Annotated in this window: 14 protein-coding genes; 8 read left to right on the top strand and 6 right to left on the bottom strand. The window is 28.5% G+C overall.

What is annotated here, in order from left to right; genetic code table 11:
* Nucleotides 1–10 precede the first annotated feature (10 nt).
* Nucleotides 11–979, bottom strand: coding sequence for an aromatic acid exporter family protein (locus tag H3N56_RS12855; protein WP_185881578.1), 969 nt, complete (start codon nt 977–979; stop codon nt 11–13).
* Between the two features lie 308 nt (nt 980–1287).
* Between H3N56_RS12855 and glmS the strand changes: the two genes are divergently transcribed.
* The 3 genes from glmS (at nt 1288) to H3N56_RS12840 (ending at nt 4351) form a co-directional block, all read left to right on the top strand.
* On the top strand, nt 1288–3108 hold the full coding sequence (gene glmS / locus H3N56_RS12850) for a glutamine--fructose-6-phosphate transaminase (isomerizing) (protein ID WP_185881577.1): 1821 nt from the start codon (nt 1288–1290) through the stop codon (nt 3106–3108).
* Between the two features lie 323 nt (nt 3109–3431).
* Nucleotides 3432–3989 carry a tyrosine-type recombinase/integrase gene (locus tag H3N56_RS12845; RefSeq protein ID WP_185881576.1) on the top strand — a complete coding sequence of 186 codons (558 nt, stop codon included), beginning with the start codon at nt 3432–3434 and terminating at the stop codon, nt 3987–3989.
* Between the two features lie 77 nt (nt 3990–4066).
* On the top strand, nt 4067–4351 hold the full coding sequence (locus tag H3N56_RS12840) for a hypothetical protein (RefSeq protein WP_185881575.1): 285 nt from the start codon (nt 4067–4069) through the stop codon (nt 4349–4351).
* A 53-nt stretch (nt 4352–4404) separates the two neighbouring features.
* On the opposite strand, the gene H3N56_RS12835 is transcribed toward H3N56_RS12840, so the two are convergent.
* Genes H3N56_RS12835 through H3N56_RS12825 form a run of 3 tightly spaced genes read right to left on the bottom strand, consistent with a single transcriptional unit; the run spans nt 4405 to nt 7269 of the window.
* Nucleotides 4405–4758 carry a cupin domain-containing protein gene (locus H3N56_RS12835; RefSeq protein WP_185881574.1) on the bottom strand — a complete coding sequence of 118 codons (354 nt, stop codon included), beginning with the start codon at nt 4756–4758 and terminating at the stop codon, nt 4405–4407.
* 17 nt (nt 4759–4775) lie between these two features.
* The gene (gene lsrK / locus H3N56_RS12830) at nt 4776–6338 is read right to left on the bottom strand and encodes an autoinducer-2 kinase (RefSeq protein ID WP_185881573.1); all 1563 of its coding nucleotides are present in this window, start codon (nt 6336–6338) and stop codon (nt 4776–4778) included.
* Between the two features lie 19 nt (nt 6339–6357).
* A complete protein-coding gene (locus H3N56_RS12825; RefSeq protein ID WP_185881572.1) occupies nt 6358–7269 on the bottom strand; it encodes a sugar-binding transcriptional regulator in 912 nt (303 codons plus the stop codon).
* A gap of 216 nt (nt 7270–7485) precedes the next feature.
* Here H3N56_RS12825 and H3N56_RS12820 point away from each other — a divergent pair, with 216 nt between their 5' ends.
* The 5 genes from H3N56_RS12820 to lsrF are packed head-to-tail and all read left to right on the top strand — an operon-like array spanning nt 7486 to nt 12932.
* A complete protein-coding gene (locus H3N56_RS12820) occupies nt 7486–8985 on the top strand; it encodes a sugar ABC transporter ATP-binding protein (RefSeq protein WP_221893501.1) in 1500 nt (499 codons plus the stop codon).
* 22 nt (nt 8986–9007) lie between these two features.
* Nucleotides 9008–10009 carry an ABC transporter permease gene (locus H3N56_RS12815; RefSeq protein WP_185881571.1) on the top strand — a complete coding sequence of 334 codons (1002 nt, stop codon included), beginning with the start codon at nt 9008–9010 and terminating at the stop codon, nt 10007–10009.
* Nucleotides 10002–10967: an autoinducer 2 import system permease LsrD gene (locus tag H3N56_RS12810; protein WP_185881570.1), complete on the top strand. Its 966-nt coding sequence runs from the start codon at nt 10002–10004 to the stop codon at nt 10965–10967. Before H3N56_RS12815 ends, H3N56_RS12810 begins: the two co-directional genes overlap by 8 nt.
* A 12-nt stretch (nt 10968–10979) precedes the next feature.
* Nucleotides 10980–12029, top strand: a complete 1050-nt coding sequence (lsrB, locus tag H3N56_RS12805; RefSeq protein ID WP_185881569.1) for an autoinducer 2 ABC transporter substrate-binding protein LsrB — start codon at nt 10980–10982, stop codon at nt 12027–12029.
* A gap of 21 nt (nt 12030–12050) precedes the next feature.
* Nucleotides 12051–12932 carry a 3-hydroxy-5-phosphonooxypentane-2,4-dione thiolase gene (lsrF, locus tag H3N56_RS12800; protein ID WP_185881568.1) on the top strand — a complete coding sequence of 294 codons (882 nt, stop codon included), beginning with the start codon at nt 12051–12053 and terminating at the stop codon, nt 12930–12932.
* A 39-nt stretch (nt 12933–12971) separates the two neighbouring features.
* On the opposite strand, the gene msrB is transcribed toward lsrF, so the two are convergent.
* Together msrB and H3N56_RS12790 are read right to left on the bottom strand one after the other, a co-directional pair.
* The gene (msrB, locus tag H3N56_RS12795) at nt 12972–13493 is read right to left on the bottom strand and encodes a peptide-methionine (R)-S-oxide reductase MsrB (RefSeq protein WP_185881567.1); all 522 of its coding nucleotides are present in this window, start codon (nt 13491–13493) and stop codon (nt 12972–12974) included.
* A 129-nt stretch (nt 13494–13622) separates the two neighbouring features.
* Nucleotides 13623–14495, bottom strand: a complete 873-nt coding sequence (locus H3N56_RS12790; RefSeq protein WP_185881566.1) for a DMT family transporter — start codon at nt 14493–14495, stop codon at nt 13623–13625.
* Nucleotides 14496–14629 lie beyond the last annotated feature (134 nt).

Genomic DNA, 14629 nt, shown 5'->3' with positions numbered 1-14629 from the left:
AGTCATACAACTAAGTATGGCTACAATTTTTTTTTCTTAAAAATTCTGCCTTTATTTCAATAAATTCTTCTAAATCATTTATGAATTGTAAAAGAGAAGCTCTATTTTCAAATTCTTCTCTGGTTTTTGGAAGTTCCATTTCTTTAAACGAGTTCTTTAAAAGTTGAAGTTCTATCATAATTGAATTAAATAATTTTTCTTGACCAACAGTTTCAGCTACATGCTTTGTAAAATCAGAAATAAGTAAACTTTGATTATAAGTTATATAGAATCTTTTAAAATGTAACCTCATTCTTTTTAAAACTTTGTATTGATTTCTCTTCATATTAAATAGTTCCAACTGGTAAGTTGAAGCACCCCAAAAAGAGTTGTTATAATCAATAAGAGCTAATTTTGATCCTGAATCTATACTTTGTTTTAATTTTTGGAATAGATTATTTTCCTCTACAGATACAAAATTAAACTTTAAATCATTGGACATATCAAATAAAATTGTTTTTATAAAATAATCAATGTCTAACTCTGTATTTTTTATTTCATCAATTACATTTGGCATATAAAGATTTAAAATAAGTGCAATTCCAATTCCTAAAGTCAAAATTCCAACTTCATTTATAAGAAGACTTAACGATATAGATTTCTCTGTTAAAATATGGGTAGAGAGTACAACAGTAACAAGAAAACCTTGGAATAAGTCCAGTTTTAAACACATCGGCATAAAAACTAAAATAAAAATTCCTAAAGCAATAGGTGTATATCCTATTATATAAAATATTAGAGTAGAGATAAATAAACCTATAAGACAAGCTATAAATCTTTCAATTCCTATTTTCAAGGATTCTTTTTTCGAAGCCTGTATACTTATTATCGTAACTATTGCGGTTGTAAGCCCATATTTTAGTCCTATATGATTGGCGATAAAGACCGCTATAAAAGCACCAAACGCTGTTTTTATGACCCTGTGATCAAAATATTTCAAATAAATCCCCCCTATAATATTCTTAATTATATCATAGTATAAAAAATCTTGAAAATCAAAAAAAAATATGGTAATATTAAACAAGCTATTAAGATTAAGATTAGAAATATAAAAAGCGCCAGAACTTAGAAAAGTTGACGAGGAATGGAGAGAATCGAAGATTCGGCGGATACTCCATAGGGGGTTACACCCTGATAAATCTTACAAATCTATTGGGTGACCAATAGGACAAAGCAGATTTACGTAACAATCTTAGTATATAATAGCTGAACATTGAAAATTTAATATTATACTAGGAGGTTTTTTTTATGTGTGGAATTGTAGGTTATGTAGGAAAAGGAAATGTAAAGCAAGTTATATTACAGGGTCTTGAAACGCTAGAATACAGAGGATATGACTCTGCTGGAATTGCTCTTGTAGCGGATGGAGAAATTTTTGTAGAGAAGAAAAAGGGGAGATTACAAAATCTTTCTGAAGCCTTAATGGAAGTAAATATACCAGCAACTTTGGGGATAGGACATACGAGATGGGCAACACATGGTGCGCCGTCTGATGTAAATTCTCATCCACACTGTAGTATGGATAATTCCGTAGTAGTTGTACATAATGGAATAATTGAAAATTATTTAGATTTAAAGAAAGAATTAGAAGTTTTAGGATATAAATTTATTTCTGATACTGACACTGAAGTAGTTGCTCATTTAGTTCAATATTATTATGAAGGAGATATTCTTGAAACTGTATTTAAAGTTTTAGGTAGAATAGAAGGAAGCTATGCTTTAGGAATATTGCATAAAAATCACCCAGATGAACTTATTTGTGCTAGAAAAGATGCTCCACTTGTTATTGGTCTAGGAAAAAATGAGAATTTAATAGCATCTGATATACCTGCTTTATTAAAATATACAAGAGAAGTTTATTTTCTAGAAAATGGAGATGTTGCTAGAATAAAATCTGACTCTGTAGAGATTTTTGATATTGAAAAAAATCCTATTTCGAGAGAATTAAATCATATAGAATGGACATTAGAGCAAGCTACTAAAGCTGGATATCCTCACTTTATGATTAAGGAAATTTTAGAGCAGCCTACTTCTATTAATGAGACATTACACAGAAGACTAAAAGATGGAAAAGCTGATTTTTCTGATGTTTTATCAAAATCTGAAATTGAAAAAATAAATAAAATAGTCATAGTAGCTTGTGGAACTGCTTATAATGCTGGATTACAAGGTCAATATGCGTTACATAAAATTGCTAAATTAAATTCTGAAGTTGACATTGCCTCAGAATTTAGATATAGTGACCCATTTATTGACGATAAAACACTTGCAATCTTTGTTAGTCAATCTGGAGAAACTCTGGATACATTAGCAGCCTTAAGAGAAGCAAAAGAAAGAGGTGCTACAACGCTGGCAATAACTAATGTTATAGGATCATCAATTTCAAGAGAAGCTGATAAAGTTGTTTATACAATGGCTGGACCTGAAATTGCAGTAGCATCTACAAAAGCATATACTACTCAAGTTGTTATGTTTTATTTATTTTCTTTATATTTAGCTGAACAAAGAGGAGTTATTACTCAAGAAGAATATTCAAGAATTATGTCTGAATTAATATCTATTCCAGAAAAAATTAATTTTGATTTAAAAAGATTAGAGAAAGTTAAAGAAATAGCTAGTTTTTTAAAAGATAAAACAAATGGATTCTATATAGGAAGAGGATTAGATTATAGAGTTGCTTTGGAAGGATCATTAAAAATTAAAGAAGTTTCATATATTCATACAGAGGCATTTCCATCTGGAGAGTTAAAACATGGAACTATAGCTCTTATAGAAGAAGGAACTCCGGTTGTGGTATTAGCAACTCAAAGGGATCTTATGGATAAATCAATTTCAAATATTAAAGAATTAAAAGCTAGAGGAGCACATGTTATAGCTATAGGACATGAGACTAGTGAAAACTTGAAATTGGTAGCAGACGACTTTATTCCAATATCAGAAAGTGATGATTTAGTTTCTGGGATACTTTCAGTTATTCCGGTTCAAGCTTTAGCTTACTATACTTCAGTTGCAAAAGGAATAGATGTAGACAAACCTAAAAATTTAGCAAAATCAGTAACAGTAGAATAATAGATGGGAAAATTAAGAAAGAAATATTCTTAATTTTCCCTCTTTTTTTTAAATCGATTTTAAGAGTTGTAAGTATATAAATATGTTAACTTTAATTTTGAAAGGCCTTAAAATCGATTTAAATTTGTCTCTGTAAGTTTCGTAAAATATAATTTTACGAAACTTATACGAAATATCAATAAAAGCCTTGATTTTATTACATTTTGAAAGAATAAAATAATTAAAATTATTTAAACAGTTTTAGTTTCTTAAAATGAGTTTCTTATATTGAATTATTTATGGAAACTTGTTATAATTGATAATAAGGAATTTGGGAGGATTTTATGAACTATACTTGTCAACCTATTAAAGATATGAGTGAAGTAAAAAAAATACTTCAAACTGCAAAAATGAAAAATGAAAGATTAGCTCTTATGATGTTAACTCAATTAAATTTAGGACTTAGAATTTCCGATATAGTTTCATTGAAGGTAAGTCATTTTCAAGGAATATATTTAGAGAAAATAGAAAAAAAAACTGGAAAGAGACAGTTTATTAAAATAAACCAAGAATTGAAATTTTCGATTGATCAGTATATATTAAAAAAAAATTTAGAACCTGAGGATTATATATTTAAATCAAGACAACAAAATAGACATATAACTCCAAGGATGGCCCAATTAGAATATCAAATTGTTAGAGAACAATTGAATATTCCGTATTTTTCAACACATAGTTTAAGAAAAACATTTGGATATTTTGCATATAAGAATTCTAAAGGAAATTTACCTCTTCTAATGCAAAGATTTAATCATAATTCTCAAGATACAACCCTAAGATATATTGGAATTACTCAAGATCAACTTGATGATTTATCTGAAAATGTTCAGTTTAGTTTTTAAAATAATTAATAATAAAAGGAATAATGATATATTCATTGAATCTTAAGTATATACATAAAGTTTGAGAGGAGATTAATATGATAACAATAACTCAAAATGTTGAAGAAAAAAAATTTATAGCTAAAAGAAATGAAGAGAAAATTGGAGAATTATTTTATGAATTTGGAAATAATAGTAATTTAATTGTTTATCAAAGTTGGTTCTTAGCCGGTGAAGATGAAATAAAAATAGAAAAACATTTGATGGATAATCTTGCAGAGTTTGCAAAAAAAGAAGGTCATAAATTAATATTAGAGTGTTTAACTGCAAAATTAATTTATGAAAAATTTCCAGATGAGTATATAGATATTGTTTTAGTATAATAAAGAAAAGCAGGGTCGATTGACTCTGCTTTTCTTTATTTAAAAATTATTTTTTAATAATTAATAGGATTCTCAACATCAATTTTATCTTTTACGACAAAAGGAGCTAAAGTAGAAACCATTTTAACTGTTTCATCATAAGGGTTTTTTACATAATGAACTTCTGATGGTTCTATATGAATAAATTGACCCTTTGTTAAAGTATGTAAGATATTGTCTACAATAATATCTATTTTACCTTCAAGTATATAAAAATTTTCTTCCATTATTTCATGATAATGAGCTTGGAAATCTGTATTTGGGGGAAATTGTACAATTGAATAATTCATTCTAGGTCCTTTCATTAAATATTTTGGACCTAAATTTCCAAATCTATATTCTGAATCTTTTTCATCTACTATATACATATTTTATTACCTCCTTTTTATAGTCCAGGAGCTAACCACATGTGGTTAACCAAATTTTTATTAGCAATTTCTAGTTGATCTGAATAAACATTTAACCAATTACTATAAATATCTTTATAAATTAAATGATTTTCATTATTAGGGATATAAACTTTTTCAAATTGAATCATATTTTCACATGCTTCTTTAATAGTCGAATACTCACCTATTGCCACACTAGTTAAAATAGCTCCACCTAAAGCAGTAGCTTCTTTAATTTTAGGAACTTTTATTTTTATACCTAGAACATCTGATAAAATTTGACACCACATAGGACTTTTAGATGCTCCAGAAGCAAAAGTAATTTCAGAAGGAAAGATTCCAGTTACCTCTTTTATTAATTCAACATGACCTTTTGTAACATAGCAAGAATTCTCCATAATAGCTTTATAAAAAGTATATTTATTAAACTTATTGCTATCAAAAGAAAAATTAGTAAATGTAGGTGAAGCATGTCTCCAGTCAATAAAATTCATAACATTTGAAAAAGTACAGATAAGTCCATTACTTCCTACAGGGACATCTACAGCTTTCTTCGAAATTATACTGTATGTATCTTCTCCTGTTTTTAAACTTTCTTCTTTTTCAGATTGACAAAAAGCATCTCTAAACCATCTCATAATAAGTCCAGGGAAAAAAGCAATAGCTTCATACTGCCATATATTATCTATAGCATGTGAATTAACACGAACTCTGTAACTTTTATCCATTAAAGGAGTAGCTGTATTAAATTCATATTGCCAAAAGCTCCCACCAAAAATCCCAGCTTCATTGGAATTAATTAATCCAATTCCAATTGATCCAAGTTGAGCATCTCCACCACCAATAAAAATAGGTATATCCTTATCTAATCCAGTTATTTTAGATGCTTCTAGGCTGACATAGCCAGCTAAAGAACTACTTTTTAGAGTTGTTGGAAAAATATCATTTTTCAAATTACATTTTTTGGAAATATCTTTATCCCAGTCATTTGTTTTTATATTAAAAATACCTGTTGTACATGAGTTACTAGCTTCACTAACAATGTTATTTGAAAGTTTAAAAATAATCCAATCATTTAGCATTGAGATTCTGTAAGTTTTATTATAAATTTCAGGAAGATGCTTTTTTATCCAAAGAAGTCTAGGAATACTTCCTAGTGCAAAAGTTTGTCCAGTTAAATCATATATTTCTTTTTCCAAAGATGGATTATAATCTTTTAATACTCTAACTTCATCAATAGCTCTTGAATCAACATTTGCACAAGCCCAAATTTCTTTTAGATTTTGATCATATAAAACAATAGCTTCTCTCATTGAAGTAGTTGTAATTGCTATAATCTCATTAGATTTAATATTAGCTTTAGATATAGATTCATTTATACATTGGCATGTTAAATTCCAATTGAGTTCTATGTCAAAATCCATAGATCCTTTATATTTTGGATCTTCCTTATGTTCCCATTCCCTAGAAACACAAGAAATTTCATCCCCTTTTAAATTAAAAATAACTGCTCTAACACTTCCAGTACCAGCATCGATTGTCATTAGATATTTACTCATATACTCCACCTCTTAAATTTTAGTCCTTAGCTAAATAAATTGCAGTATTTTCATCAGTAAAAAGAATATCTATAATATTTGTTTTTAGTGCTGCTTTAATTGCTTCGTATTTATGCTCACCTCCAGCCACAGCAATTACATTTTTAAGATTTTTTAAAGAGTTAAAGTGAGTACTAATAATTTTTTTAGAAAAATTATCTTCTACTTCTTCTCCAGCGTTGTTAATAAAATATCCCAAAATATCAGCGACCACCCCTTTATTTTTTAGAACAACTATTTCATTGGAACTTAATTTTTGGTCCTTAACAATTGTATCGTATTTTGAGATAGCCCCGATTCCAATAACTGTCATTTTAGCAAATTGTGACATTTTAAGAATCTCATTGACAGAGTTTTCTTTAAAAAGTTGATTAGCTAACTCTTCACTAGAAAGTGAAAATGGACACGGTATTATGTATAAGTTAGTTTTCTTTCTGTTAAAACTATCTAGGGATGAAAGATAATAATTGACACCTCCAGTTAAAGATATTAAGGATGTAGAATTATTTTCCTCGAAAGATATATTACTAACTATTTTAGAAACTGTATCTCCAAAACCAATATTTAGAAAGTCATTCTCAGATAGATTCTCTTGTATAAACATGGCGGCAGATTTTGCTATAGTTTCATTTATATCAACTGTGTTAGATGGTGTTATAAATACATCCTTTAAAGAGTATTTAAGTTTTATTTTTTGCTCTAAAGATATGAAGTTTGATGCATCAGAACTTATTTTAAATTGTATTATTTTTTGTTCTTTAGCTTCAGATAGTAACTTCATTATTTTAGCTCTAGATATATTATACATTTCAGAAATTTCTTGTTGTGTTTTATTTTCCATAAAATACGACCAAGTAATTTTAAAAATTAGATTTTGTTCATAAGAATTCATAGATCCTCCTTACATTTGTTTTGTTTAAAAACAATTGTTTGATAAGTTGATAATATCACTTAAATGTTTCAAAGTCAATAGACCTTATAAAAATTGAATTATTTTCAAAAAAGTATCTAAAAAAATTTGACAAATAAAAATTAATGAGCTAAACTCGATTGACAAAAGAAAAAGTTAAAAACAAAAGTTTTGATTTATGATAAGGAGGTTTTATTGATGTTATCCTCAAAAAAAGATACCCCAATGTTATCTATAAAAGAAGTTCATAAATCTTTTGGTGAAAATAAAGTATTAAAAGGTATCAACTTAAAGATTTATAGAGGTGATGTAATCTCTATAATTGGTGGAAATGGTGCTGGAAAAAGTACATTAATGAAAATTTTAATGGGAATCTATAGTGCAGATCAGGGAGAAATCTATATAAATGATAAATTGACTGATTTATCAACACCCTCTTTAGCTATTTTAAATGGAGTGTACTTAGTACCTCAAGAACCATTACTTTTCCAAAATATGAGTATATTTGAAAATATAGTTGTAGGAATATCCGGTGATAAGAGTGAACTTTTAAAAGAAGTAAATATTTTTTTGAAAAAATTCGATTGGAAAGTTGATTTAAAAGGAAAAGCCTATACATTATCTATAGCTGAACAACAAATAGTAGAAATCTTAAGAGGACTCTTAAGAAAATCTAGAATTTTGATACTAGATGAACCAACTTCTACATTAACATTTAAAGAAACGCAGATGTTATTTGAAATAATAGAGGATTTAAAAAAAGATGGAGTGGGAATATTTTATATTACTCATAGATTAAGTGAAGTTTTTCAAATAACAAATAAAGTAGTAGTAATGTGTGATGGAAGAATTACATTAAATGGAAAAACAGAAGATTTTACAAAGGAGATGCTAATAGAGGCATTATTAAATAAAAAAAATGAAGAGAATAATACAAGATTTGGAGCAATAGAAGAAAATGAAATTATAGATTTAAAAAAAATTAAAGTTTTAGAAGTTAAAAATTATTCAGGATATGGATTTAATAATCTTAACTTTTCAGCTTATTCAGGAGAAATATTAGGGGTTGCAGGGGTTATAGGAGCTGGAAGAACTGAATTTGCAACCACTTTATTTGGAATGGATAAATCCTTAAATGGAGGCATATATTTAGAGGGAAAAAATATAACTGGAAAATCAACAAAAGAGATAATTGAATTAGGAATCAATTATGTTCCCGAAGATAGATATTTAAATGGTATTTTTAAAATTACTCCAATATCTTTTAATACAACATCTTGTATATTAAAAAAAATATCTAAGGTTTTTATAAATAGAAAAATAGAAAACCAAATAGCTACAAGATATATAAATGATTTCAATACTAAAATTAGTAGTTTAAAACAGGAAATTGGAGAACTTTCAGGTGGAAATCAACAAAAGGTTATTATAGGGCGAGCATTATCTTCAAATCCAAAAGTATTAATATTAGACGAGCCTACAAGGGGAATTGATGCAGGTGCTAGAATTGATGTTTATAATATAATAAAAAAATTAAAGCAGGAAGGTGTGAGCATAATACTTATATCTTCTGATTTGGATGAAATTGTAGAGTTATCAGATAAAACTATAGTTATGCACCAAGGAAAGATTGAGAAGGAATTTATAAAAGAAGAAATTACTTTAGATAATTTAATGAAAGCGTCTTACGGAATATAAAACCATTAAGAGAGGAGTATTTATGGAAAGAGTTAAAAGTATTTTAAAATCCAGAGAAATAACACCTTTATATATGATTATAATTCTATTTTTAATAGTAGGAACAATTAATCCAGCATTTTTTAATAGTGATAATATATTAAGTACTTTATATGGGAGCTCTATATATATAATTTTATCAATAGGAATATCTTTTGTAATTATGACAGGAGAGATAGATGTATCAATAGGATCAACTTTAGGATTATGTGCTTCTGTCTCTGGAATTTTAATAAGAGATGGCTATAATATATTTGTAGTATTAATAGCTGTAATTTTAATAGGTGGAATTATAGGATTAATTAATGCAGTAGGTGTTGTCGATTTTGAAATCAGTTCTATCATTATGACGTTGGGAACATTAGGTATTGTAAGAGGTGTCATCTATGTTATAACCAAAGGTAGATGGATAGAAAATCTTCCAACAGATTTTAAAAGTTTATCTCAAGACAGTATTTTGGGAGTTAACATATTTTTCTTGATAAGTTTTTTATTGGTTATTACGATGCACCTATATTTAACAAAAGTACCACAAGGTGGATATTTTAAAGCTGTTGGAGATAATCCAAATGGAGCACATTTAGTTGGAATACCTGTGAAAAGAACTAAAAGAATCTCATTTATTTTATCTGGTATTTTTTCGGGAATAGCTGCTATTGTATTTGCTTCAAGAACGGGATTTATAGCACCAATAGCAGGAAATGGATATGAAATGACAATCATAGCAGGATGTGTTTTGGGTGGGATAAGTTTGACAGGAGGAGTAGGAAGCATAATAGGTTCATCATTAGGAGTAATTATTATGGCTTCATTAAGTAAAGTCTTAGTATTTATGGGATTTTCTTCAGATTTAAATAACACTATAACGGGAGCTCTTTTAGTCATAATAGTTATTAGTGATACATTATTACAGAAATATTCTGTTAATAAAAATAGAAAAATACGTCTTAGTAACAGAGTTAAAGGAGAAGGGATAAATGGATAAAGTTAAGAAAATTTTTTCTAACTGGGAAGTCTTTCTTACATTCTTACTAATAAGTGAAATTTTAATATTTGGAAGTTTAAATTCCAGAATATTAAGACCAAATATATTTCTTGGTAGTATCAACGACTATTCTTTTATAATAATTGTAGCTTTATTTTTAACTTTTGTTTTTTTAACCGGAGGAATTGATATCCAATCGGGAGCCATAATGGGCTTGTCATCTATAACATTAGGTATATTATGGAAAAACTTTAATATAAATATAGTTGTTGCCATATTATTAGTTCTTCTTTTAGGGGCTTTATGTGGATTATTTAGTAGGATAATTATAGCGTACATAGGTGTTCAACCCATGATTGTAACCTTGGGAGGAAGTTTTCTATTTTCAGGATTAGCAATTAATGTCTCTAAGATTGGAGTATCTAGCGCTTTTGAAGGAATTTCAGGATTTCCTGAAATTTTTGTAGAATTTACTCATACAAAAATATTTGGACTACCAATTTTATTTATATTAATTTTATTAATTATTTCCATTTTATATATAGTTTTGAGTAAAACATCTTATGGAAGACAAGTTTACTTATCAGGAGTATCACCAAATGCAATGAGTTATTCAGGATTAAATCCAAAGTTCATAGTGGCGAGTACATATGTTATATCTGGATTTGGAGCCGCCTTAGCTGGAATATTATTAACTAGCTATTTAGGTTCAGCACGATCTGACGCAGGGAATGAATTAACTCTACCAATTATAACAACAGTTGTTTTAGGAGGAACATTAACAACTGGAGGAAAAGGAGGGGTGATTGGAACAATTTTAGCCGGCTTCATAATAGGTTTTTTAAAATTTGGATTATCTATGATTGATGTTTCAACCCAATATTTGAATATCCCAGTCGGAATTTTATTAGTTGGAGTGGTTGCATTAAGGAATTTTAAAAAGATAAAAAAAGTATAGGGAGGAAAAGTTATGAGAAAAAAACTATTACTATCTTCAATAGGAATCTTTTTATTTTCATCTATGATGAGCTTAGCAGACGTGAAACCAGTAAAAGGTACACAAATTGTTTTTATTCCAAAATTATCTGGAAATATGTTTTTTGAAACAGGAAATGAAGGTGCACAAGAATTATCTAAAAAATTAGGATATAAAGTGAAATATGATGGGAATCCGGAAGCCTCTGTAGCGAATCAAGTGCAAATAATAAACAATGCGGTGGCTCAAGGGTATGATGCGATAGCTTTATCTGCTTTATCAAATAATGGACTTAATAAGGCGGTTGATAATGCAAAAAATAACGGGTTAAAAATAGTTACATGGGATTCAGATATTGATAATAATCATAGATCTCTTATGGTTTCTCAAGGAACTCCTAAACAATTAGGAGAAATGTTAGTGGAAATGGTGGAAATGCAAATAGAAAATCCTAAAGATAAAGCTATAAAATATGCGTGGCATTATTCTTCTCCAACTGTTACTGACCAAAATTCATGGCAAGCAGAAGGAGAGAAATATATAAAAGAGAATTATCCAAAATGGATAAATGTGGCTCCTAATAATTATTACAGTAATCAAGATGCGGCAAAAGCTGTCGAAGTTGGACAGGGAATACTAGAGGCCCATCCTGATATAGATGTAATAATATGCAATGACTCAACAGCTTTACCTGGGCAAGCTCAGGCAGTTGAAAATAAAGGGATGAAGGGAAAGGTAATAGTTACAGGATATGCAACACCATCTGCAATGAAAGGGTTTGTTAAAAATGGAACAGTTCCTGTATTTGGATTATGGGATGTAAAAGTACAAGGGGCAATGGCATCATATCTAGCAGCATATTTAGCAGCAGGAAATACATTTAAAGTTGGTGATAAAATTGATGTACCTACTATAGGAATAGTAGAGGTTTTACCAAATACAGTTTTAGACCCAAAAGCTGATACAAACGAAAATTCAGGAGTAGTCTTATTACCAGAAAGAACAATATTTACAAAAGAAAATATAGATAACTATAATTTCTAAAATACAGGGAGGATAATAAAAATGGCAGATATAAATGGTATGAAAGTAGCAAAAGATTATTTTTTAGATGTTCCATTTAAGAATCAAAATGGATTCTTTATCAAGGGAGCTGAAAATTTAGGTTGGGGAATGAAAAAAAGACTTTCAAATATTTTTAATTCTGAAAGCGGTAATACAGTTATGTTCGCATTTGATCACGGATATTTTATGGGATCTGTTTCTGGTCTTGAGAGATTAGACTTAATAGTTCCAAAAGTAGCAGAACATGTAGATGCACTAATGGCTACAAGAGGAGCATTAAGAACATGTGTTTTACCAAATAATAATAAAGCCACCGTTTTAAGAGTTACTTCAGGGTCTTCGGTATTAGATGATGATTTAAGTAGAGAAATAGTAGCTGTAGATATAGATGACTCTATAAGAATGGATGCTGATTGTTTAGCTGTTCAAGTTTTTATAGGTTCGGAGGGACAGAGAGAAAGTTTAGATAATTTATCACAAGTTATAAATAAAGCTTTAAAATATGATATTCCTGTAATGGGAGTTGTAGCCGTAGGAAAAGATATGGAAAGAACACCTAAATATTTTAAATTAGCAACTAGAATGATTGCTGAATTAGGTGCAAATATAATAAAAACCTATTATTGTGATGAATTAGAGGAAGTTATAGCAGCGTGCCCAGTACCTATTGTAATAGCTGGAGGAAAGAAGTTACCTGAAAAGGAGGCTTTAACACTTGCTTATAAGAGTATAAAAGCTGGAGCTAAAGGGGTTGACATGGGAAGAAATATATTCCAGAGTAACCATCCTACAGCAATGGCAAAGGCAATATCTTTAATAGTTCATAAAGGGTATACAGATAATGAAGCTTATGAATTTTATCTAAAAGATAGTGAAAAATAAAATTTATAAAGTTTATAAAATCTTTGTTGAAACATAACTCTAATTTTTGAATAAATAAATATATTCTCCATATCCAGATTTTTCAAGACTTTCAACTGGAATAAATTTCATAGCAGCAGAGTTCATACAAAATCTTTTTCCAGTTGGAGCTGGTCCATCATTAAACACATGACCTAAATGAGAGTCTCCATATCTGCTTCGAACCTCTAATCGTGGCCATATGAATGTATAATCTTTTTTGATAACTATATTATTATCATCAATTGGTTTAGTAAAACTTGGCCATCCTGTTCCAGAATCATATTTATCTAAGGATGAAAAAAGAGGTTCTCCAGAAACTATATCCACATAAATTCCTTCTTTTTTGTTTTCGTTATATTCGTTATTAAATGCAGGTTCTGTGGCATCTTGTTGAGTAACTTCGTATTGAAGAGGAGTAAGATTTTTCTTTAGTTCAACTTGAGAGGGTTTCTTAAAATTTTTCCAATTGTAATCTTGTAAATTTTCTGACCATAAAAGAGAAAAAATAATAAAATATACTATTCCTATAATTTTTCTCATAAAATCCTCCTTATTAAAAAATTGATTTCTTCCAAAATTACGACGATAATAGTTATATTTGATAGTATACTAGGATATATCTGTGAAACCTCCAAAAAGATTTGAATTGTAGATAAAAAAAGAGAAAACTTAAATAAGTTCTCTCTTTTTTTTATGTTCATAGAAATTTAAATAAGCTGATCCAAGAATTATAAATCCACCAATAAGAGATAATGAGTCTGGAATTTGATGCCATAAGAGCACTCCATAAATGGCAGCAAAAATTATATTTAAGTATTGATATATAGAAACCTCATTAACAGGCGCAATTCTATATGCTGAAGTCAAAAATATTTGTCCCAATGCTCCACATATTCCAACAGCTGACAATAATAAAAGTTGATAAAAATTTGGAACAATAAATGTTTCCATAAACATTAGCGGTAACATAAATATAGCAGAATACAATGAAAACCAAAATACAATATTAGAAGAATTATCAAGTTTTCTTAAATATCTCACATATGTATAGGCAGCTCCAGCAAAAAATGAAGAAGCAAATCCCAAAAGAGATGGAATAATTGAAAAGTCCATTTTAGGTTTAATTACGAGTATTGCTCCTATTAAAATTACTACTAAATATATCATTCCTTTTTTGGAAGGTTTTTCTTTTAAAAACATCCAAGCTAGGATAGTTACCCAAAAAGGAGATAGGTTATTTAATAAAACAGCATTTGCTAAATTTATTTTACTTATTGCAAAAAAATACAAAACAGCTCCTGTTGTTCCAAAGATTGCTCTTATAAATAAAAGTTTTCTTCCTCTAGAAGTTTTACCACCAAAAGATAATTCACCTGTTTTAGCTGTGAAAAATAAAATTATTGCTCCAACAATTCCTCTAAAAAATAAAATTTGAAAAGTTGAAAAACTGTCTTGACTTAAGGCCTTCGTAAAACTTCCCATTGTTGCAAACGACAAAGCTGAAAGACACATATAAAATGGCCCTCTAATTTTTTCATTCATTAAATTATTCCTCCATTTCTAAAACTTATTAAAGTATATCATAGAATCTCTCTAAATTTAAACATATAAATTAAATTGACATCATTCTACTTAAATGTTAGCATTTTATGAAAACTATATGTAAATAATATACA

Source organism: Cetobacterium sp. 2A (assembly GCF_014250685.1).
Classification (GTDB): domain Bacteria; phylum Fusobacteriota; class Fusobacteriia; order Fusobacteriales; family Fusobacteriaceae; genus Cetobacterium.
Note: the sequence above shows the minus strand (reverse complement) of the source record. Positions and strands in the feature narration are given on the sequence as shown.